At 70.7% G+C, this 20,440-nt stretch carries 24 protein-coding genes; 14 read left to right on the forward strand and 10 right to left on the reverse strand.

What is annotated here, in order from left to right; all coding sequences use genetic code 11:
- Position 1: 1 nt before the first annotated feature.
- Positions 2–1,375: a HAMP domain-containing sensor histidine kinase gene (locus tag AB0M56_RS42490; protein WP_364186952.1), complete on the reverse strand. Its 1,374-nt coding sequence runs from the start codon at positions 1,373–1,375 to the stop codon at positions 2–4.
- 235 nt (positions 1,376–1,610) lie between these two features.
- On the opposite strand from AB0M56_RS42490, the gene AB0M56_RS42495 reads away from it, so the two are divergent.
- The 3 genes from AB0M56_RS42495 to AB0M56_RS42505 all read left to right on the forward strand — a co-directional run bounded on the left by AB0M56_RS42495 (position 1,611) and on the right by AB0M56_RS42505 (position 5,679).
- Positions 1,611–2,384, forward strand: coding sequence for an IclR family transcriptional regulator (locus AB0M56_RS42495; protein ID WP_364186955.1), 774 nt, complete (start codon positions 1,611–1,613; stop codon positions 2,382–2,384).
- A 632-nt stretch (positions 2,385–3,016) separates the two neighbouring features.
- On the forward strand, positions 3,017–4,699 hold the full coding sequence (locus AB0M56_RS42500) for an L-lactate permease (RefSeq protein ID WP_364186958.1): 1,683 nt from the start codon (positions 3,017–3,019) through the stop codon (positions 4,697–4,699).
- A 173-nt stretch (positions 4,700–4,872) separates the two neighbouring features.
- Complete coding sequence (locus tag AB0M56_RS42505; RefSeq protein ID WP_364186961.1) at positions 4,873–5,679, forward strand: nuclease; 807 nt, start codon at positions 4,873–4,875, stop codon at positions 5,677–5,679.
- Positions 5,680–5,689: 10 nt separating this feature from the next.
- Here the strand turns inward: AB0M56_RS42505 and AB0M56_RS42510 are convergent, their stop codons facing one another.
- Genes AB0M56_RS42510 through AB0M56_RS42520 form a run of 3 tightly spaced genes read right to left on the reverse strand, consistent with a single transcriptional unit; the run spans position 5,690 to position 7,773 of the window.
- Positions 5,690–6,940 carry an RNA polymerase sigma factor gene (locus tag AB0M56_RS42510; protein WP_364186963.1) on the reverse strand — a complete coding sequence of 417 codons (1,251 nt, stop codon included), beginning with the start codon at positions 6,938–6,940 and terminating at the stop codon, positions 5,690–5,692.
- Between the two features lie 54 nt (positions 6,941–6,994).
- On the reverse strand, positions 6,995–7,345 hold the full coding sequence (locus AB0M56_RS42515) for a YciI family protein (RefSeq protein ID WP_364186966.1): 351 nt from the start codon (positions 7,343–7,345) through the stop codon (positions 6,995–6,997).
- On the reverse strand, positions 7,345–7,773 hold the full coding sequence (locus AB0M56_RS42520; protein ID WP_364186968.1) for a YciI family protein: 429 nt from the start codon (positions 7,771–7,773) through the stop codon (positions 7,345–7,347). The genes AB0M56_RS42515 and AB0M56_RS42520 overlap by 1 nt, the downstream gene beginning before the upstream one ends.
- Positions 7,774–7,906: 133 nt before the next feature.
- Here AB0M56_RS42520 and AB0M56_RS42525 point away from each other — a divergent pair, with 133 nt between their 5' ends.
- The 6 genes from AB0M56_RS42525 to AB0M56_RS42550 all read left to right on the forward strand — a co-directional run bounded on the left by AB0M56_RS42525 (position 7,907) and on the right by AB0M56_RS42550 (position 12,927).
- Entirely contained in the window at positions 7,907–8,929 is a 1,023-nt protein-coding gene (locus AB0M56_RS42525; RefSeq protein ID WP_364186970.1) for a small ribosomal subunit Rsm22 family protein, read from the forward strand.
- 4 nt (positions 8,930–8,933) lie between these two features.
- Positions 8,934–9,521 (forward strand): dihydrofolate reductase family protein, encoded by a 588-nt coding sequence (locus AB0M56_RS42530; RefSeq protein WP_364186973.1) that lies wholly within the window; start codon positions 8,934–8,936, stop codon positions 9,519–9,521.
- Positions 9,522–9,599: 78 nt separating this feature from the next.
- Positions 9,600–10,223, forward strand: a complete 624-nt coding sequence (locus tag AB0M56_RS42535) for an SDR family NAD(P)-dependent oxidoreductase (protein ID WP_364186976.1) — start codon at positions 9,600–9,602, stop codon at positions 10,221–10,223.
- A gap of 23 nt (positions 10,224–10,246) precedes the next feature.
- Positions 10,247–11,005 carry a maleylpyruvate isomerase family mycothiol-dependent enzyme gene (locus AB0M56_RS42540; protein ID WP_364186979.1) on the forward strand — a complete coding sequence of 253 codons (759 nt, stop codon included), beginning with the start codon at positions 10,247–10,249 and terminating at the stop codon, positions 11,003–11,005.
- Between the two features lie 82 nt (positions 11,006–11,087).
- A complete protein-coding gene (locus AB0M56_RS42545; RefSeq protein ID WP_364186982.1) occupies positions 11,088–12,248 on the forward strand; it encodes a histidine kinase in 1,161 nt (386 codons plus the stop codon).
- A gap of 28 nt (positions 12,249–12,276) precedes the next feature.
- Positions 12,277–12,927, forward strand: coding sequence for a response regulator transcription factor (locus AB0M56_RS42550; RefSeq protein WP_220244737.1), 651 nt, complete (start codon positions 12,277–12,279; stop codon positions 12,925–12,927).
- Here AB0M56_RS42550 and AB0M56_RS42555 read toward each other — a convergent pair.
- Positions 12,808–13,377 (reverse strand): RDD family protein, encoded by a 570-nt coding sequence (locus tag AB0M56_RS42555; protein ID WP_364186985.1) that lies wholly within the window; start codon positions 13,375–13,377, stop codon positions 12,808–12,810. The two genes, AB0M56_RS42550 and AB0M56_RS42555, sit on opposite strands and share 120 nt — an antisense overlap.
- A 157-nt stretch (positions 13,378–13,534) precedes the next feature.
- Here AB0M56_RS42555 and AB0M56_RS42560 point away from each other — a divergent pair, with 157 nt between their 5' ends.
- Both AB0M56_RS42560 and AB0M56_RS42565 read left to right on the forward strand, forming a co-directional pair.
- On the forward strand, positions 13,535–15,214 hold the full coding sequence (locus AB0M56_RS42560) for an alpha/beta fold hydrolase (protein WP_364186988.1): 1,680 nt from the start codon (positions 13,535–13,537) through the stop codon (positions 15,212–15,214).
- A 2-nt stretch (positions 15,215–15,216) separates the two neighbouring features.
- Positions 15,217–15,426, forward strand: coding sequence for a hypothetical protein (locus AB0M56_RS42565; protein WP_364186990.1), 210 nt, complete (start codon positions 15,217–15,219; stop codon positions 15,424–15,426).
- Here AB0M56_RS42565 and AB0M56_RS42570 read toward each other — a convergent pair.
- Positions 15,414–16,685: a cytochrome P450 gene (locus tag AB0M56_RS42570; protein WP_364186992.1), complete on the reverse strand. Its 1,272-nt coding sequence runs from the start codon at positions 16,683–16,685 to the stop codon at positions 15,414–15,416. The genes AB0M56_RS42565 and AB0M56_RS42570 overlap by 13 nt on opposite strands.
- 48 nt (positions 16,686–16,733) lie before the next feature.
- Between AB0M56_RS42570 and AB0M56_RS42575 the strand changes: the two genes are divergently transcribed.
- Positions 16,734–17,471, forward strand: a complete 738-nt coding sequence (locus AB0M56_RS42575; protein WP_364186994.1) for an alpha/beta hydrolase — start codon at positions 16,734–16,736, stop codon at positions 17,469–17,471.
- Between the two features lie 21 nt (positions 17,472–17,492).
- Entirely contained in the window at positions 17,493–18,314 is an 822-nt protein-coding gene (locus AB0M56_RS42580; RefSeq protein ID WP_285971976.1) for an acyl-CoA thioesterase II, read from the forward strand.
- Here AB0M56_RS42580 and AB0M56_RS42585 read toward each other — a convergent pair.
- A complete protein-coding gene (locus AB0M56_RS42585; protein WP_364186997.1) occupies positions 18,283–18,834 on the reverse strand; it encodes a hypothetical protein in 552 nt (183 codons plus the stop codon). The genes AB0M56_RS42580 and AB0M56_RS42585 overlap by 32 nt on opposite strands.
- A 128-nt stretch (positions 18,835–18,962) precedes the next feature.
- Here AB0M56_RS42585 and AB0M56_RS42590 point away from each other — a divergent pair, with 128 nt between their 5' ends.
- The gene (locus tag AB0M56_RS42590) at positions 18,963–19,238 is read left to right on the forward strand and encodes a hypothetical protein (RefSeq protein ID WP_364187000.1); all 276 of its coding nucleotides are present in this window, start codon (positions 18,963–18,965) and stop codon (positions 19,236–19,238) included.
- 152 nt (positions 19,239–19,390) lie between these two features.
- Here AB0M56_RS42590 and AB0M56_RS42595 read toward each other — a convergent pair whose 3' ends face one another.
- Genes AB0M56_RS42595 through AB0M56_RS42605 form a run of 3 tightly spaced genes read right to left on the reverse strand, consistent with a single transcriptional unit; the run spans position 19,391 to position 20,405 of the window.
- On the reverse strand, positions 19,391–19,546 hold the full coding sequence (locus AB0M56_RS42595) for a LuxR C-terminal-related transcriptional regulator (RefSeq protein ID WP_364187042.1): 156 nt from the start codon (positions 19,544–19,546) through the stop codon (positions 19,391–19,393).
- A complete protein-coding gene (locus AB0M56_RS42600) occupies positions 19,483–20,025 on the reverse strand; it encodes a response regulator transcription factor (protein ID WP_364187003.1) in 543 nt (180 codons plus the stop codon). The genes AB0M56_RS42595 and AB0M56_RS42600 overlap by 64 nt, the downstream gene beginning before the upstream one ends.
- A complete protein-coding gene (locus AB0M56_RS42605; RefSeq protein WP_364187006.1) occupies positions 20,022–20,405 on the reverse strand; it encodes an ATP-binding protein in 384 nt (127 codons plus the stop codon). The genes AB0M56_RS42600 and AB0M56_RS42605 overlap by 4 nt, the downstream gene beginning before the upstream one ends.
- Between the last annotated feature and the right edge of the window lie 35 nt (positions 20,406–20,440).

Genomic DNA, 20,440 nt, shown 5'->3' on the forward strand with positions numbered 1-20,440 from the left:
GTCAGTCCTCCTCGAGGCGGGGCAGTTCGATCCGGAAGTGGGCGCCCGGATAACTGGGGTCGGTGACGTCCGCATAAGACGCGTGGCCGCCGTGCCGAGCGGCGATGCCCGCGACGATCGGGAGGCCGAGGCCGGTGCCGCCGTGGCCGCGCTGGCGCGAGGCGTCGAGCCGGACGAACCGTTCGAAGACGCGCTCGCGGTCTTCGGGCCCGACGCCGGGGCCGTCGTCGCTGACCTCGACCACGGCGGTGTTTTCGTGGACCCAGCTGGCGATGCGGACGCGTTCGCGGGCGTGGCCGCGGGCGTTGTCGACGAGGTTGCGCACGGCCCGTCTCAGCTGTGCTTCGCTGCCGCGGACTTTGGCCGGCCCGGCGCGGACCTCGATCGCGACGGGACCTTCCGCGCGGATGCGGTGTGCCTCGGCGCGGACGATGTCGTCGAGGTCCACTTCGGTCGTGGCGGGGCGGTCGGTGGTGTCGTCGGTGCGGGCGAGCATGAGGAGGTCGTCGACGAGTTCACGCAGGCGCGCGGTTTCCCGGGTGATCACGGGGACGAGCTCACCGGTCGTCTCGGGGTGGCGGCCGGAGACGTCGAGGGCGGTGCTGATCGTCGAGAGTGGACTGCGGAGCTCGTGGCTGGCGTCGGCGACGAACCTGCGTTGCGCGGCTTGGGCGGAGTGGAGCCGGGTCAGCATCTCGTTGAGGGTCACGGCGAGGCGGTGGACCTCGTCGTTGCCGGGTGGCAACGGGACTCGTGCGGCGAGGTCCCTTGTGGACACCTCGGCGACGGTGCGCCGCATGCGTTCCACCGGCCTCAGCGCCGCGCCGACGGATCGGTGGACGGCGAATCCGGCAATGGCGAGGACTGGCAGGGAAATCAGGGCCAGCAGAAGCGTGAGCCGGGTTGAGGCCTCGGTGACGGGCTCTAGTGATCTCGCCGAAATGACGGTGTAGGGCCCACCCGGTCCCCTGACGCCTTGCGAAACGACGCGGTAGTCGGCGCCGTCGCCGTTCAGGTCCAGCGGCAGGGTTTCGACGGTTTCCCGGCCGGGCACGGGCCGGCTCGCGGTGAGGGGCGGGTGGCCGGTGATGGCGGGGTCGCCGGCGATGGGCGTGCCGACCTTGTCGAGCACCTGCGTGACGGCCTCGGTGTCACCGGTGCTGGCGACGTCGCTCGCGGAGAGGTCGCGTGAGCCTTCGCGGACGAGCTGGATGGCGACCTGGCGACCGGTGCTGCGCGCACTCTCCGTCACGCTGCGGTCGAGCGATTCTTCGAGCAGCACGACGACGACCACGCACGCCACCGCGATGGCCAGCGCCAGCACCACCACCGCGACGGCCGTGGTCCGCATCCGGACGCCGATCACCGCTCGCACGAAGGCAGGGTAACGATTTCCGGGCCGGGCGCCGGCGGTTGTCCTATTCGGACTCGTGAATGATTTGTTAGGCGTCCTAACGATCGGAGGTTGAACCATTCAGGGCAACCTTTACCTGCCACAATACGAAAGTAGGTCAAGATCTTCCGTCTATACATCCGAGGTGTTAGCGTCCAACCCCGCTTATCGGAAACACGTGCCGATGAGCGGGAATTTGGGCGAAGGGGCGAACGACGTGACGGAACGAGGGCTGGACCAGAGCGGCACGCTGGAGCGAGGGCTCGCGGTGCTGGAGCACGTGGGGCAGCACCAGGAGATTTCCACCAACGCGATCGCGAGGCAACTGGGGCTCTCGCGAAGCGCGGCGTACCGCATCGTCGGCACCCTCAAGCGGCTCGAATACCTCGAAGCGGACACCGTGACCGGCCGCGTGCGCCTCGGCACGCGCCTCGTCGAGCTCGGCGCCCGCGCGATGGCGGCGACCGACCTGCACCGCTGCGCGCCGCGCTACCTGGCGTCCCTGGCCGAACGCTCGGGCGAGACGACCTACCTGGCCGTGCCCGACAACGACACCATGGTCTACGTCGCCACCGAGCGCAGCGCCAGCGCCGTCACGCTCGCCTGCCGTCTCGGCACGCGCCGCCCCCAGCACGCGACCTCGCTGGGCAAGGCGTGGCTCGCGGCGTTGCCGGAGTTCGACCGGGTGGAGCGCGTGCGCCGCATGAAGCTCGACAGCCTCACCCTCAAGACCATCATCGACCCCGGCCGGCTCCTCGACGACCTCGCCCGCACGAGCCGCCGCGGGTGGGCTATCGACGACGTCGAGAACGAGCCAGACGTGGGTTGCGTCGCCGCCGCCGTCCGCGACCACTCCGGGCGGCCCATCGCGGCGATCAGCGTGGCCGGTCCGGCGCCCCGGGTGCTGCGCCGCGTGGAGGAATTGGGGGCGACCGTGGCGGGGACGGCTGCGGCGCTTTCGCTCCGGCTGGGGTACGTCCGAAGCCGGTAGGGCTCCCCGTCTCGTCCCAGCCCAGCTCCGGCTCGGCTTCGGTCCACCCACGACTGACAGCCCTCGCCCCGGCTGCCACCACCAGCCGATGATCAACGGCTCCGATTCACCTCGGCCGCGGCCATCCCAGCCGGCGACCCCGGCCGGCATCCGCCGCACTCCAAAGCCCCACCTACTCCGGCTCGCGGTGCATGCACCTCGCCGGCACATCGCTTCTCGCGAAAGCCTCAGCACCCAGCTCCGAACCCGCGGTACGGCCAATGAACTCCGGCTCGGCTCGCGCCGCGCTGGCCGCCGCAACCAGCGCAACCCGGCGCGACACCCGCGGCGAAACAACCAACCGAACAGTCCCGGTGGCGACCGACCCGACACACGAGAACGGCCGCCTCCGCAACCCGACCTACCCACCGAGGCCCGGCACTCGCCGGCACCGCCTCGCGTGACAAAGCCGGCCGCAACCGCGGTCGGTAGACCCGACCCACCCCAGGCTCGGCACCAGCCGCAGCCGAAATACCCGCCGCCAGCGTAGGCCGGCTCGGCGTCCGCCGTGGTCGGCAGGAAACGAAAACCTCTGGGTCTCCCGGAACCGCCGCCGTCGGGAGGGCCGGACGGATCAGCGAAGGGGCTGACGCGTGACCTGGATCCAGGATTACCAACCGGCGGGCGGGCTGTGGGTGTCCGCGCTGCTCGCCGCGCTGCCGATCATCGTGTTGCTGGTGGCGCTGGGCGTCGTGAAGCTGTCGGCGCACCTGTCGGCGGCGTTGGCGCTCATCACGGCGCTCGGGGTGGCGCTGCTGCTCTACCGGATGCCGACGGGGCTCGCGCTCGACTCGGCCGTGATGGGCGTGATCTTCGGCGTGTGGTCGGTGGCGTGGATCGCGTTCCACGCCGTGTACTTCCACAACGTCACGGTGACCACGGGCCGCTTCGACAGCATCAAGCGCGTGCTCGCCGGGTTCAGTGAGGACCGGCGACTGCAGGCGTTGCTGATCGCGTTCAGCTTCGGGGCGCTGCTGGAGGGCGTCGCGGGTGGTGGGTCGCCGATCGCGATCACGGCGGCGATGATGGCAGCGCTCGGCTTCCCGCCGGTGAAGGCCGTGGTGCTGGCGTTGCTGGCGAACACCGCGCCGGTGGCGTTCGGCGGGCTCGGCAACCCGTTGATCGTGCTGGGCCGCCTCACCGGGCCGATCATGCACCTCAAGCCGGAAGAGGCGACGGCCGCGTTCTCGTCGATGGTCGGGCGGCAGGTGCCGTTCCTGGCGGTGATCATCCCGGCGTTCCTGATCATCGTGCTGGCCGGCTGGAAGAAGATGCTGGAGGTCTGGCCCGCCGTCGTCACGGCCGGGCTGGCGTTCGCGCTCATGCAGTTCGCGGCGTCGAACTACATCAGCGCGAGCCTCGTCGACGTGCTCGCCGCCCTCGCCGCGATGGCCGCGCTGTACGTGCTCACGCGGTTCTGGCAGCCGAAGACCGTGTGGCGCTTCGAGGGCGAAGAACCCGTCAAGTCGGCGAGCCTGGGCGCGGCGAAGTCCGAACGCGGCGCGCTCTACGCCTGGATGCCGTACGTGATCCTGATCCTCGCGATCTTCCTCTCGCGTATCGGCACGATCTTCGCGCACCTGCCCGTGTGGTTGGACCTCACGAAGCTGCTGCACAAGGCCGACTGGGTGTTCGCGTGGCCGGGGCTGCACAACCACGTGATCCAGCACGCGCCGATCACGCCGAAGGACACGCCGTACGCGGCGACGTTCACCGTCGACTTCCTCTTCTCCCCCGGCACGATCGCGCTCATCGCCACGGTGATCGCCGGCTTCGCGATGGGCGCGCGGCCGAAACAATTGGTGCAGACGTACCGCAACACGCTGCACCAGATGCGCTGGGCGCTCGCGACGATCTTCATGATCCTGGCCATCGCGTTCGTGATGAACTACTCCGGCGCCACGCAGACACTCGGCCTCGCACTGGCCACGACCGGCGTGCTGTTCCCGATCTTCTCCGCCTACATCGGCTGGCTCGGCGTGTTCCTGACCGGCTCCGACGCGTCGACCAACAGCCTTTTCGGGCCCATGCAAGTGATCTCCGCGCAGCAGTTGCACCTCAACCCCGTGCTGGCGGGAGCCACGAACACGTCCGGCGGCGTGATGGGCAAGATGATCTCGCCGCAGAACCTGTCCATCGGCGCGACGGCGATCGGGCAGAGCGGCAAAGAAGGATCACTGCTGCGCCAGACGTTCCTGTGGTCACTCGCCCTCACCGCCGTGGTCGGCGTGATGTCACTGCTGCAGGCGACCGTGCTCAGTTTCATGATCCCCTGACACGGTTTCCGCGTTTCCGGGCAACCAGTCACCGTCCACTGTGGGCGGTGACTGGGCTGTCCGGATGAAAACCGGACACACCCGGCTCCGCGCGATCTACGGTGGTGCACATGCCACTGACGCTGATCAAAGGCACGTTCCAGCTCCTCGGTGCCGCACCGGACGGCGACTCCGTGCGGTTCTACCCCGACGACCCTTCCGCCACAAAAAACGCCGGCCTGCGCGTCCGCCTCAATTCCCGCGGCGGCATGCAGCTGCGCCTCGACGCCATCGACGCGCTCGAGACCCACTACCGTCCGCGCGGCGGCGAGATGCTGCACCAGCCCGCCGCGCTCGGCGACGCCGCGGCCGACCGGCTCGTGTCACTGCTCGGTTTCACCTCCGTGACGCGAGGCGAAGGCGGCATCGTCACGGCGGCAAAGCCCGAGAAAGTCGCTGGCCACATCCTCACGCGCTTCGCCGACAAGTACGGCCGCGCGGTCGCGTTCGCCTTCCCGGGTCAGCGGCCCGGCCGTTCGGTGGACGGCAGCGAGGTGTTCCTCGATGCGAAAACGGTGAAGAACTCGGTGAATTTCCAGTTGATTTCGGAGGGTCTCGCGTATCCGACGTTCTATTCGCTGTTGTACGTCGATCTGCGCCAGGCGCTGGCCGACGCTGCCTCGTCCGCACGAGCGTCGGGAAGCGGCGTGTGGGCTTCGGATGTGACCAGTGAGGGTTTTCGACTCCGTTCTCGGGCGCAGTTGCAGGATGAGCTCGTGCTGCTGCCCAAGCTGTTCCGCCGACTGGCCGATTACCTTGCTCTGGACGAGACGGGCGGAGTCTCACTGGCCGGCTTCGCGCACTTCCTCGACACGCGCGACGACCGGTTGTTCACCGTCCCGGATGGACAGTCGACGGAGCTCGAGACGCTGGTGGAGGTGAAGCGGCAGACGGTAAAGCTGGTGGTGCCGCCGGAGCGGATCGTGTTCGTGGAGGCGTGAAGAACGCCGGTCAACAAGCCGCCGCGCGGTCGAGCAACAACGTGCGCTCGCGGGCGTTCCCCGTCATGTCCGCCGCGCGTTCGAACTCGGCCTTCGCTTCGGCCAGACGGCCCAGCTTCACCAGGAAATCCCCCCGGACACTCGGCAGCAGGTGGTAGTTCTTCAACGCCGGCTCGTCCTTCAGCTTGTCCACGAGCTCAAGGCCGGCCTCAGGACCCTCGGCCATCGACACCGCCACCGCCCGGTTCAGCTCGATCACCGGCGAAGGCGTCAGCTGCGCGAGCCCCGTGTACAACGCGGCGATCCGCGCCCAATCCGTCTCCTCCGGCACCCGCGCCCGGGCATGACACGCGGCGATCGCCGCCTGCGCCGAATAGGGGCCGTAAGCACCCTCGGCCAGTTCTTCCGAACGAGCCAACGCCGCGAGCCCACGACGGATCAGCAACTGGTCCCAACGACCCCGATCCTGCTCCAGCAACAACACCGGCTCCCCGGACGGCCCCGTCCGCGCGGCGGACCGTGAAGCCTGGATCTCCAGCAGCGCCGCCAACCCGTGGACCTCGGGCTCCGTTGGCATGAGCCCCGTGAGCACGCGGGCCAGCCGCAGGGCGTCTTCGCAGAGGGCGGGGCGCAGCCAGTCGTCGCCGTGGGTGGCGGAGTAGCCCTCGTTGAAGATCAGATAGATGACTTCCAGCACGGACGACAGGCGGGCCATGCGCTCTTCGCCGACGGGGACCTCGAAGGGCACCTTCGCGTCGGCCAGGGACTTCTTCGCACGCACGATCCGTTGCGCCACAGTGGATTCCTTGACGAGGAACGCGCGGGCGATCTCGTCGGTGGTGAGGCCGCCGAGCATGCGCAGCGTGAGGGCGACGCGCGCCGGTGTGGGCAGCACCGGGTGGCAGGCGGTGAAGACCAACCGGAGGATGTCGTCCTCGATGTGTTCCTCGTCGAGGACCGCGTCGAAATCGTCGAGGTCCGGCTCGAAGGCCTGCTGCTCGCGGCCGAGCTCGTCGAGCTTGCGGCCGAACGTCTCGTTGCGGCGGAACTGGTCGATGGCGCGGCGTTTGGCCGTGGTCATCAACCACGCGCCGGGGTTGCGCGGCACGCCGGTCTCCGGCCACTGCTCCAGCGCGGCGACCAGCGCGTCCTGCGCGAGCTCCTCCGCGAGCCCGACGTCGCGCACCATCCGCGCGAGGCCCGCGATCACCCGCGCCGACTCGATCCGCCAGACCGCCTCCACGGCACCGTGCGTCTCCACGGGCCCATCAGACAGGCTGGCCCGCCCGAGAGCAAGCCTCGGGCGGGCGTGCCGTCACGGAACGAGCGGCCTGATCTCGACGACCCCCGCCTGCAGGTCGGGGTTGGGCGCGCGCTTGAGCAGCTCGACGATCTCCGCCACCGACTCCCCCTGCAGGATCCACAGCCCGGCCACGAGCTCCTTCGTCTCCGCGAACGGCCCGTCAACGACCTGCGGCTGCGGCTCACCGTCGAAGTAGACCAACCGCGCGCCCTTCGAGCTGGGCGCGAGGCCCTCGGCCTGCACGAGGTGCCCCGACGCCGCCAGCTCGTCGTTGAACTTCCCCATCTGCTCCATCAGCTCGGCGCTCGGCAAGACCCCGGCCTCGGAGTCCGCGTTGGCCTTGACCATGACAAGGAAGCGCATCAGGCGTTCTTCGCCGCTTCCGCGCGCAGCTTCTCCTCGGCCTCGCGCAGCTCCGGCGTCAGGTTGTCGCCGAAGTCCTCGGCCTCGGCGATGCGCCGGATCTCGATCTCGTGGTGCGCGCCGTCCGTGTTGGGCACGCGCTTCACCCACTCGATGACCTCTTCCTTCGACTTCACCTGCAGGATCCAGAAGCCGGCCACGAGCTCCTTGGACTCGGCGAACGGGCCGTCGATCACGGTCGGCTCAGCGTTGCCCGCGAAGCGCACACGCGCACCGTCGGCGCTCGACGTGAGGCCCTCACCGGCGAGCATCACGCCCGCCCGGACGAGCTCCTCGTTGAACTTCCCCATCTCGGCGAGCATCTCGGTAGTCGGCAGCTGGTTGGCTTCGGACTCTTCGCTCGCCTTCATGATCACCATGAACCGCATCGGGAGATCCTCTCTCTGTGGTTTGCCGTCACGCTTACGTCGAACGGGCGGCCACTGGATCGACAAGGCCCCCGAACTTTTTCCCCGCGGACGAAACTAGCAGGTCAGGTGCCCGCCTGGGGACAAATCGGGCGTGGGAGAATTCTCCGTCGTGGCGCACCTCCCCGACGACCTGCGAACCGCCCTCGACCACGAGCTCGGCCGCTTCCCCGAATCCCGGCTCGCCCAGGCGGTCGACAAGCTCAGCTCGCGCTACCGCTCCGGCGAAGCCGCGACGTCGCCGATCCTCACCTCGGAGCTCGACGTCGCCGCCTACGCGGGTTACCGCATGCCGGCGACGTACGCGGCCGTCAGCTCCGTGCTCAGCGAAGTGGCGGCAGCCGCGCCCGAGTTCGCGCCGCGCACGCAGCTCGACGTCGGCGGCGGCACGGGTGCGGCGATCTGGGCCGCGGCCCGCGCGTGGCCGACGCTGGAAAAGTGCACCGTCGTCGAGCAGGTCGCCGGCGCGCTCACCCTCGGCCGGAAACTCGCGGCGAGCGCCGCGGACGCGGCGGTCCGCGGGGCGACGTGGCAACGCGGGCTGATCGATCCGTCGTCGCCGCTGCCGGCCGCCGACCTGGTGACCCTGTCGTACGTCCTGGGCGAGCTGCCGGAACGCGTGCGCGACGAGGTGGTGCGCTGGCTCGCCGCGTCGGGTGGTGCGGTGGCGCTGATCGAGCCCGGCACGCCCGCCGGGTTCGCCCGCATCCGCGCGGCGCGCGACGTGCTGCGCGGCCTCGGCCACACGGTGCTCGCGCCGTGCCCGCACGACGGCGAGTGCCCCGTCAAACCCGGCGAGGACTGGTGCCACTTCGCCGCGCGCCTGCCGCGAAGTGGCGTGCACCGGCGCATCAAGGCCGGCACGCTGGGGTTCGAGGACGAGAAGTTCTCCTACGTCGTCGCGGCGCCGGCAGGCGTCGCGGCCGACCGCGCCGACGCGCGGATCCTGCGGCACCCACGCAAGCACAAGGGTTTCGTGCAGCTCGATCTGTGTACGGTGGATGGCCTCGCTTCCGGCGTCACCGTGTCCAAACGCCACGGCCCCCGCTACCGCGCCGCGCGCGACGCGGAATGGGGCGACGCCTGGACCACGAACACCGGGACCACGAAGGAGTAGTCCGATGGGGAAGGTCGTCGCGGAGATCAGCATGTCGCTCGACGGTGTCGTCGCCGGCCCGGGCACGGACACCGACAACCGCCTCGGCCGCGACGGCGAGCTGCTGCACACGTGGATGGCCCACGGCACCGAGGCCGACCACGACGTGATGGCCGGGTTTTTCACCGGCACCGGCGCGTTCGTGCTCGGGCGCACCACGTTCGACATGGGCATCGACGTCTGGGGCCCGGACGGCGCCTTCGAGCGGCCGGCGTTCGTCCTCACCCACCGTCCGGCCGAACCGCTGGAGCGCGGGAAGACCACGTTCACCTTCGTCACCGACGGCCCGGAAGCCGCCCTGGCTCAAGCACGAGAAGCCGCGGGCGAACGTGATGTGGTGCTGATGAGCGGCTCGGCGATCAGCCAGTACCTGCGCCTCGGCCTCGTCGACGAGCTGCGGCTGCACCTCGTGCCCTTGCTGTTCGGGGACGGCGTGCGGCTGTTCGACGACCTCGCCGGCCACCGCGTGGCACTGGAGCGCACCGACGTCGTCACCACGCCGACGATGACGCACCTGACCTACCGCGTCACTTCCCTCGAACGCACGGCGTAGCTGCCGGTGCCGCCGCGAACCCGCTCCTCCTAGCCTCGCGCTCGGCTTCCCCCACCGCGCGAGTTCCTGGAGTTGCAGATGAGTGCTGTCCGTCGCTGGTTCGTCACCGGGGCCTCCCGAGGTTTGGGCCGGGCGCTGACCGAGGTCGTGCTCGATCGCCGCGACCGGGTCGTCGCCGCGGTCCGGCGGCCCGAGAGCGTGGCCGACCTCGAGCAGAAGTACGGCTCGCAGATCGAGGTCGAGCAGCTCGACGTCAGCGACCTCCCGGCGATCGACGAGGTCCTCGGCCGGGTGCTGGCCCGCGGGCCGCTCGACGTGGTCGTGAACAACGCCGGCTTCGGCGTGATCGGTGCCCTCGAGGACCAGAGCCCCGAGCTCGTGCAGAGCCAGCTCACCACGATGCTGCACGCGCCGATCGCGATCACGCGCGCCGTGCTGCCCGCGCTGCGCGAGCACGGCGGCGGGGGCGACCCCGGCAAGGTCGCCGGGCGCGATCCACGACCTCAGCACCCAGGAGAACCCGCCGCTGCGGGTCCCGCTGGGCAGCGACGCCTTCGACGCGTTGTCCGCCACGCTGCAGGGCCGCATCGACGCGCTCGCGTCGCTGGAGACGCTCGCGCGGTCCGTGGCGATCGATCCGGCTCCGGAAGAATCCTGAGCCACCGTGTCCGGTCGGCGGCACCGGCGCCGACTCCTTGGTGAAGCGAACCGAAAGGACGACCACCATGGACTTCGAACGCCGGGCCGCCGAGATCGCGGCGCAGACCGAGCTGCTGCAGGCCACCGCGAACGGCGCTGACCTCGCGACGCGGATCGCGGCGTGCCCGGACTGGAGCCTGGGCCAGCTGCTCAACCACATCGGCGCGGGGCACCGGTACGCCGAAGCAATCGTGCGCACGCGCGCATCCCAGGCCCCCGCCGATGACTACCTGCGCAACCCGGGACACGAAGTCCGGCCGAGCAGCTGGCTCACCGACGGCGCCGAGGCCCTGGCGACGACCTTGCGTGAAGCCGGGCCCGACGCCGAGGTCTGGACCCCCGTCCCCGCCGGAGCGCCGCGAGCCGCGTTCTACGCCCGCCGCTTCCTGCACGAGACGGCCATGCACCGCGCCGACGTGACGCTCGCCCTCGGGCAGAGCTTCGCGCTCGACGGCGACATCGCCCACGACACCCTGGACGAGTGGCTGGAACTCGGCTCCCTGCCGGTGATGTTCGACTACTTCCCCGAACGCCGCGCGCTGCAGGGCCCCGGCCACACGATCCACCTCACGCCGACGGACCACGCGGCGTCGTGGACCGTCGACCTCTCCGGCGACCTGCCCGCGTGGCATCCCGGCGCGATCGAGAACCCGGCCGTGACCGTCGAGGCGCCGCTGACCGACCTGCTGCTGATCATCTATGCCCGCGTGCCCGCCACCACCGCGAAGCTCACGGGCGACACGGCGTTCCTCGACACCTGGCTGTCGCTGGTGAGTTTCGGCTGAACGCACGGCTCAGCCTCACGGCCGAGGCACTTCGCACCCGCGCAGGAGGCGAAGCGCGCCCCGGCACGAGACGATCAGGACCATGACCACCCAGCGCGTGGGCCCGCGCATCGCCCTGGTCGCCGAGATCGCGGCGCTCGGGGTGCTCGTGGTGCTCGACGCCGTGGTGTTCGCGCGCTCCGGCCCGGCGCAGGGCACGCTCGCGCTGATCGCCGTGGACTTCGCGCCCGGGCTGGGGCCCGTGGTGGCCGTGCTCGCTGTGCTGCGCCGCCGTTTCCCGGACCACGTGGCGCTCGTGGCGACGGCGGTTTCGTGCCTGTCGCTGCTCGGCACGGCCGTCACGGCGGGCGTCGCGGCGCTCGGGCAACGGCTGCCGGTGCAGCCCAGTGGTGCGGAGGCGCTCGCGATCGCGCTGGTCGTCGGCGCGTGCTGCCACCGGCTGCAACGCCCGCCCGCCGCGACGTTGTCCGTCCTCGGCGGAATCGCGGCCGTGGCGGCGCCGGTGTTCCGCTACGGCATCGGCTCGCCCGCGGCGCTGTTCTCCGCCGCCGCGGCCGTCGCGTGGGGTGCGGCGCTCGCGATCGGCCTGCTGCTGCGCGACGCCGACGCGCGGGCCCGCGCCGAAGCCGTCGAAGTGCGCGCGGCGGAGCGGCTGAACCTCGCGCGCGAACTGCACGACCTGGTCGCGCACCAGATCACCGGCATCGTCGTGCGCGTGCAGGCCGCGCACCGCGTGACCGCACGGCAAGGCGGCGACACCAGCGCGTTCTCCGAGATCGAGCACGCGGGCGCGGAGGCGCTGGCGTCGATGCGCCGGCTCGTCGGCACGCTGCGCACCGACGGGGAGAACTTGTTCAGTCCACCGTCCGGGCTCGCTTCGGCCGTGGACCGCGCGGTGCCCAACGACGGCACGATCACCCTCGACGTGCCCGACGACCTCGGCGGCCTCAATGCGACGCCCGAGGTCGTGACCACCGTCCACCGCCTGATCACCGAGGCCCTCACCAACGTCCGCCGCCACGCGCCGCGCGCCACCGACGTGCGCGTGAGCGTGCGCCGCGACCAGCGCGACCTCGTGGTGGAGGTCGGCAACGACGGCGCCGCCAAGCCCACGCGTCCCGGCGGCTACGGCTTGATCGGCATGACCGAACGCGTCACCGCCGTCGGCGGTACGGTTTCCGCGGGCCCGGCGGCCGGGCACTGCTGGCTGGTGGCCGCGCGGCTGCCGCTCGAAACAGCCTGACCAGAACAGCCTGAGCAGGAGGAACCCCGTGCCGGTGACCGTGTTGATCGCCGACGACCAGGCGATGGTCCGCACCGGCTTCCGGCTCATCCTCGAAGGCGAGCCCGACATCGAGGTGGTCGGCGAGGCCGCCGACGGTCAGGACGCCGTACGGCTGGCGCGGCAGCTGCGTCCCGACGTCACGCTGATGGACATCCGCATGCCCGGCGTCGACGGGCTGCAGGCCACCAAACTCCTGGCCGGTCCCGACGTCGCCGATCCGCTGCACGTCGTGATGGTCACGACCTTCGGGCTCGACGAGAACGTCCACGCGGCCCTGCGCGCCGGCGCCTGCGGTTTTCTCTTGAAGGACGCCGGCGCGACGCTGCTGATCGAGGCCGTGCACGCGGCCGCGCACGGCGAAGCGCTCGTCTCCCCGGCCATCACCACGCGGTTGCTGGCCCACTTCGTCGGCAGCGCCGGCAAAGAACGGTCCGAACCGGACAGTCCGCTCACGAACCGCGAGCTCGACGTGGTGAAAGCCGTGGCGGGCGGCCAGACCAACGCCGAGATCTGCGAGTCACTCGTCCTGTCGCTCTCCACCGTGAAGACTCACCTCGCCGCCGCCCAGCGCAAGCTGCGGGCTCGCAACCGCACCGAGATCGCCATCTGGGCTTGGGAAACCGGGCTCGTCCGCTGAAGCTGCGGCTGGCACGCGCACGACCAGCGTCCCCGCGACCAGGTCACCGAGGCGTTGCCGACGCGGGCTGACCAGCATGATCACCACGCCCGCGAGCCCCCAGCAGAACCCGTCGACCACCATCAGCACCGCGCGGATCACGTAGGCGCGCAACGGCGGCTGCCCGCCGTCCGGCAGCACCACGCGGATCCGCAGCCAGCGCATCGCCGGCGTCTGCCCGCCGTGCCGGTGCGGCCACCAGATCTCGAGGTACAGACTCGCGACGATCCAGATCCCGAACGTCGTGAACGCCACGACCTCGATGAACGTGAGCAGCGAGCCGGGCGGGGGCACGTAGAGCACGACGAGCACCGCGACCACCGCCACGGGCACGGTGGCGAGCAGCTGGTCGAGCAGGCGCTGCACGACCCGTCGGCCCACCACGCCGGGGCCGGGCGCGGGAATGGTCATGCCGCCAGTTTCCCCGCTGCGGCAGCCCCGCGCGCGCTGGCCCGCCTCGTTCGCACGGCCGAGGCGGCGCCGGAAGTTCGTACCCGAGGCTGATCGCCGGCGTCCGCGCGCGCACGAGACTCGACGGCAAGCGGATCACGGACGAAAGGACTTCCCGGTGCGAACTCCCAGAGCAGTACTGGTCGCTGCGGTCATCACGGCCACCGCGGCGACCGCGGTCCCGGCAGTGGCGACCGCGGCCGAAGACCCTTACACGAGCCAGAAAATCACGTGGGGCGACTGCGCGTTCAAACCGGCCACCGGGGCGAAACCCGCACAATGCGCCGAAGTCACCGTGCCGCGCGACTGGGCGAACCCGTCCGCGGGCGTCGACCTCAAGGTGTCGATCAGCCGCGTCGCGGCGACCGGTGACCGCCACGGCGCGATCCTCGTGAACCCCGGCGGCCCGGGCGGGCAGGGCACCTCCCTGGCCGGCCGGCTCGCCGGGCTCGAACCGACCGTCAACGCGCAGTACGACTTCATTGGCATGGATCCGCGCGGCACCGGCCAGGAAGGCAGCAGTGACAAGGGGTTGTCGTGCCAGGTGCCCACCGACCGGCTGCCCGGCACCGCCCTCGACGCCCGTGATCGCTCCGCCGCCAGCATCGCCGCCCACCAGGCGACGCCGCGGGCGATCGCCGAAGCCTGCCAGAGCGACGCGCTCACGCCGTACATCACGACGTGGCAGACCACTCACGACATGGACCTGATCCGCACGCTGCTGGGCGACCAGCAGCTCAACTACCTCGGCTACTCCTACGGCACGTGGCTCGGCGCCAAGTACGCGTCGATGTTCCCCGATCACGCGGGCAAGATCGTGCTCGATTCCAGCGTGAACTTCGAGGGCCGCCTACAGGCCGACTTCGAGGCGTTCCCCGAGGTCGATCAGCGCCAGTTCGACGACGTGTACGTGCCGTGGCTTTCACGTCAGTTCCCCGACCAGCTCGGCAAGACGCCGAAGGCGGTGAAACAGAAGTACGAACAGGTGCGCGCGTACTACGCGAGCAAGGGCATGTCACCCGACAACTTCGACCACATCTTCGTCGGCAACGGCAGCAAACTGCAGTGGCTGCTGGGCGCGCTGATCTTCACACAGGGCGCGGCCGCGCTGGACGGCACCGCGCCGGCGCCGCCGAAGGACCTCGCGGCCGACCTCGACGCCGAGTCGCGCACCGCGTTCGGCGTGAAGGCCGCGGACCTCACCGTGGCGAAGGTCGTCGCGGCGAAGCCCGACTACGCACCGGTGGGCGGCACCCGCTACGCCGTGGCTTGCGGTGACCAGCTGACGCGGTCGGCGGCCTGGTACAAAAACCTCAGCGACCGCCAAGGTCCCGTCGACCCGCTGTACGGCTGGTCCTACGGGCTCAGCGAGCCGTGCGGTTTCTGGTCTGAAGCGCCGCAGCACGAACTGCCGGACCTGCCGGCGTCGGTCGCGAGCCACGTTCTCGTGGTGCAGGGCGAGTTCGATCCGCAGACCGGCTACGAGCAGGGCCGCGCCGGGGCTCGTGCGGCCGGCGTGCCGCTGATTTCCGTGGACGACGCGCCCTTCCACGGCGAATACGCGATCAACGGCAACCCGTGCGTCGACGGGCTCGTGAACACGTTCCTCACCAAGAACTCGCGGCCCGCCTCGACCACGTGCCCCGGTGTGCCACTGCCCGGTGAGGACGAGGTGCACCCCGTGGCCGGGCCGGTCGACCACCACGCCGGCGGCGTCGCGACCGAAGTGCGCGACGCGCTTTCGCACCTACGCCAGACCGTGCAGGACCTGATCCGCGATCTCAACTCGGGGAGGTAGAAATGGGGCTTCGTTGGCTTCCCCGTACGCGGGGCACGGCTTGGGCGTACCTCGTGATCGGTTTGGTGATGCTGGGTCTCCTGATCGCCGAGCTGTCCACGGGGTTCGCCGGGGATTCCCTGGTGCAGTACGGAATCCTGGCGTTCATCTTCTTCGGGTTCACCTCGACCGGCGTCGCCAAGCTCGTCGTGACGCGCGGTCATCCCCACTGAACGGGGAGGCTCTTGAGGCCGTTCTGGAAGTTCGACCGCAGCCGCCGCGGTTCGCCCGCGAGGCGGACTTCGCCGAGCTGCTCCAGGACGGCCTCGAACAGCGCCCGCATCTGCACGCGCGCCAGGTGCGAACCGAGGCAGAAGTGCGGGCCGTGGCCGAACGTCAGGTGCTCGCTCGGCGCGCGCGTGACGTCGAACGCGTCGGGGTCGGCGAACACGGTCTCGTCGCGGTTGGCCGAGGAGAACCAGACCACGACCTTGTCGCCGGCCTTGATGTCCACATCGGACAGCCGGGTGTCCTCGGTGGCCGTGCGGCGGAAGTGCATGACGGGCGTCCACCAGCGCAGCATCTCCTCGACGGCGCCCGGCAGCAGCGAGCGGTCGTCGAGGAGCTTGCGGTACTGCTCCGGGTGGTGCAGAAGTGCGGCGAGCCCGCCGGGCAAGCCGTTTCGCAGAGTTTCGTTGCCCGCCACGGAAAACAGCCAGAACAGGTTCTCGAACTCCGCGATCGAGACGCGGCCGCCCTCGTCGTCGACGTGCTGCATGAGGTTGCTCATCACGTCGTCGCCGGGGTGGCTGCGTTTGTACTCGCCGAGGGCGTTGGCGTACGCGTAGAGGTCCGGCATCCCGGCGCGCGTGCGCGGATCGGGCATCGATCCGTCCGGCCCCGGTTCGGGCCGCACGGCGAGGGCGGCACGGGCGAGGTCCGTGACGTCTTCCGGCCGGACGGTGGCGCTCACCGCGTATTCGGCGTCCTGGAAGCCGATCACGCGATTGCTCCAGTCGAACATCAGCCGCCGGTCCTGCTCGGGCACGCCGAACACCTCGGCGAGCGTGAGCAGCGGCAGGTCGGCGGCCACGTCCTTGGCGAAATCGCACTCGCCTCGGTCCGCGACGGCCGCGACCAGGTCGTGGGCCCAGCCCTCGATGCGCTCGGTGAGCCGGCCGATCGCACGCGGGGTGAACGCCTTGGTCAGCAGCCCGCGCAGCCGGCCGTGCTCGGGCGGGTCCATGTTCAGCATCATGCGCCGCACGTAGCCGAGGTCCTCGGCCGTCGCGGGGTCGCGGATCTGCGTGCCGCCGAGCTGTGACGAGAACGTGGCGGGGTTGCGCAGCACGTCGCGCACGTCGGAGTGGCGCAGCACGGCCCAGAAGTCGCCGACGCGCGTCACCGGCGTCTCGCGCCGCAGCTTCGCCAGCACGTCGTAGGGCACGCCTTCGACGTAGGTGTCCGGGTCGGCGATCAGGGCACTCGACACGGTCTCGACCCTAGCCCCGGAACCCCGGCCTGGGGAAAGATCCGACTGGTGGAAACGCTGAAGCTGCGCACCGGCGGGTCCGGCGAGCCGGCCGTGCTGCTGCTCCACGGCCTGGGCGCGACCGGCGCGGTGTGGGACGGGCTGGCCGAGCTGCTGGACCGGCGCCTGCTCGTGCCCGACCTGCCCGGACACGGTGGTTCGGCGCCGTTGCCGGCTTACTCGTTCTCGGCGATGGCGGGCGCGGTGGCCACCGGGTTGGGTGACGCCGGGCCGGTCGTCGTCGTGGGGCATTCCCTGGGTGGTGTGGTGGCGCTGGAGCTGGCTTCCGGGCGGCACGGCCTGGCCGTGGCCGGAGTGCTGGCGCTGGGCGTCAAGGTGGAGTGGAGCGCCGAGGACCTGGACCGCGCCGCCACGATGGCCGCGCGTCCGCCCCGGTTGTTCGCCTCGAGGGAAGACGCCGAGGTCGCGTACCTGAAGGTCGCCGGGCTCACCGGCCTGGCGCCTGCCGATCCCGATGGTGTGGTGGAGACCGCCGACGGCTGGCGCTTGGCGTTGGACTCCGCCGCGTTCGGCGTGGGCGCGCCGGACCTGCCGCGGCTGCTGGCCGACGTGACGTGCCCCGTCGTGCTCGCCGCCGGCGCCGACGACCCGATGTCACGCCCGGAGCAGCTGCGTGCGCTGGCTGCCGACTCCGTCACATTGGCGGGGCTCGGGCACAACGCCCACGTGGAGAAACCCGCCGCGCTGCTGCCGTTGTTGACGCAGCTCACGGGACGTGCGGAGTGAGCGGTCGCTTAGGATGACGGGGTGATCACCGACCCCGTACACCCCGGCATCGACCAGCTCCTCAAGCTGGAACCACTCGAGCGCAACCTCTTCCGCGGCACCAGCCACGAGGGCTCGCCGCAACGGGCGTTCGGCGGGCAGGTGGCGGCCCAGGCGCTCACGGCGGCGGGCGCGACCGTGCCCGAGGACCGGCACGTGCACTCGCTGCACGGCTACTTCATCCGCGGCGGCCGCACGGACCTGCCGATCGTCTACGAGGTGGAGCGCACGCGCGACGGCGGCTCGTTCACCACCCGGCGCGTGGCGGCGATCCAGAACGGCGAGACGATCTTCAGCCTCTCGGCGTCGTTCCAGAAACCGGCCGCCAGCAGCGAACACCAGGCCCGCATGCCCGAGGTCCCGGCGCCCGACGACGTCGAGGTCCGGGACGAGGACGAGCTGCCGATCATGCTGTCGGTGATCGAGGCGCGGTTCATCAGCGACCCGGCGGCGGGGCTGCCGGACGTCGGCAGCGGACCGCGCCAGCGCATCTGGGTGCGCGCGAAGGGCCGGCTGCCGGACAACCCGCTGGCCCACGTGTGCGCGCTCACCTACATCTCCGACATCCGCCTCGCGGGCACGGCGGCGCTGCCCCACCGCGACGAGCCGGGCCGCGCGCAGCTGACCTCACTCGACCACGCCGTGTGGTTCCACCGCCCGTTCCGCGCCGACGAGTGGCTGCTGTTCGACATGGAGAGCCGCAGCTTCACCAACGAGCGCGGCCTCACCCACGGCGAGTTCTACACCACCGACGGCCGGCTGGTGGCCTCCGTCACGCAGGAAGTCCTGCTGCGGCGGCGGTGAGCTCACCGTCCTTGATGGACACTCCATTGAGGACCTTCGTGAGCGCCAGCATCTCGAGCACCGCGAGCAGCGTGTTGGCCACGGCCAGCAGGAGATACACGCCGGCCTGCAGCGAGAGCGTGAACGGGTGCAGCCCCGACGCCCCCGCCAGCAGCACGAAGTGACACACCGCGACGAGGACCAGCGACGCGGCGGAGAGCACGCCCAGCGCGAACAGCAGCCCCCGCAACACGCGCGTGCGGCGCCAGCGCAGGCGGCCGGTCTTCACGAGGTCGGGCGTGCTGACCATCACGAGGCCGCAGCCGTAACCGCAGAAGCCGCCCAGCACGCCGCCGCCGGCCACCAGCGCGGTGGTGGTGTGGTACGACACGGGCACGCGGTACGCGGCCAGGATCGCGGCAACGCAGACCAGCAGGCCGAGCGGCAGGTGCGGCCACCCGAACCAGGGCAGCCTCCGCTCCATGCGGACGATCGTCGGCAGGTCGACATCACGGTACGACCCGGAGTCAAGCAGGGGCATCTCGCCATTCCTGTTCTTCCGGCTATCGGCGCAGCCTAGGCCAGCGCGCGCCCGGCCGCAAAAATGCGGGTCAGGCGCTCGTCCATGGTGGACGGTTTTTTGTCGGTGGTCGTCGCTAGGGTTCCCGTATGAGTTCCGAGGAAAACTCCACTCTCGAAAACGCCGCTTGGGGGAACGCTGTGGGGAACACGATGGGGCACGCTGTGGACGAGGTTGCCGCCGAAGATCTGACGCAGGGCCAGTGGTTCTGGCACGTCCCTGTCCCGGGCCTGGCGGGCTGGCCCCTGCAGGTCGCCACCGCCGAACTCCTGGACGACGCCGTGCGCATCATCACCACCGACGAGGTCCGCGAACTCGTGTCCTACGCCCGCGACCGCCGCGTCCGCCTGGCCGCCGCTTCCTGACTCCCGACGGCCGAAAGCCTTCGCTGCCAGAGTTTCCGACCGGCACGTGGTGATTCGGCGCGTGTTGGTCCAGCACGATTCGATTCAGCAAGATCAATTTCAACGCCGCGGCCCTTCACCGTTGGAGCCGGTCCCTTCAGGCCGGCCCGCCGTCAATCCAGCAAATGCAGGTCCGAAGCCAGCCGCACCAGTTCCGCGCGGCGGTGCACGTCGTGGCGGCGCAGCATGGACGCGATGTGGTACTTCACCGTGTGCGGGCTGAGGTGCAGGTGTTCGCCGGTCTCGTGGTTGTTCTCGCCCCGGCCGATGCCGCGGAGATGTCCAGCTCGCGGCGGCTGAAGGCGGGTGGCGCGGTGTCCCCGCGGGCGCGGCGGTGCAGAAGTTCGCTGGCGATCCGCGGTTCGAACCAGCTCCCCCGAGTGGTGATCTCCCGCAGGATCCCCGGCACGCGCCCGACCGACGTCTCCTTCAGCAGGTAGCCCGCGGCGCCCGCCTCGATGGCCTGGGCGAGGAGTTCCCCGTTGCCGTACGCGCTGAACATCACCACGGACAGCGCCGGGTACCGGCCGGTGAACGTGCGGCACAGGTCGATCCCGTTGCCGCCGTCACGTTCGCCGGTGCGGAGGTCGAGGATGGCGACCGCGGGCTGAACCTGTTCCACCAGCACCTCGCCGTCGGTGACGGTGGTGGCGCCGCCGAGGAATTCCAGGTCGGATTCGCGTTCGGCCATGGCGCGCAGTCCGTCGTGGATGACCTCGTGGTCGTCGATCACGCAGAACCGGATCACGAAGGCACCGGCCAGACCGGGATCGTCGCCTCGACCACCGTGCCGCGGCCCGGCGCCGGGTGCACCGCGAGCGAACCGCCGAGCGACTCGACGGCCGAGCGCATCGCCCGCATCCCGAAGTGGCCGGCCGCGGGGCCGCGGGCGGCGTCGTCGAACGTGCCGTTGTCCGTGACCTGCAGGCTCACCACGCGCGAAACCGCCGTCACCACCCGAACCGCGAGCCGGTCGCAGCCCGAGTGCTGCTCGGCATCGGCCACGGCCTCCTGACCCACCCGCACCAAAGCCTCGGCCACCTCCCGGGCCACGTCCACGTCGTCACCCTCGAGCTCCAAGCTCCGCGGCACGCCGCGGTCGGGCAGGCCGTCGATCCGTTCCAGCAACCTCCGAAGCCTGCATCACGCCCGCGCCGCTCCCG

This window comes from Amycolatopsis sp. NPDC051372 (assembly GCF_040682095.1).
GTDB lineage: Bacteria > Actinomycetota > Actinomycetes > Mycobacteriales > Pseudonocardiaceae > Amycolatopsis.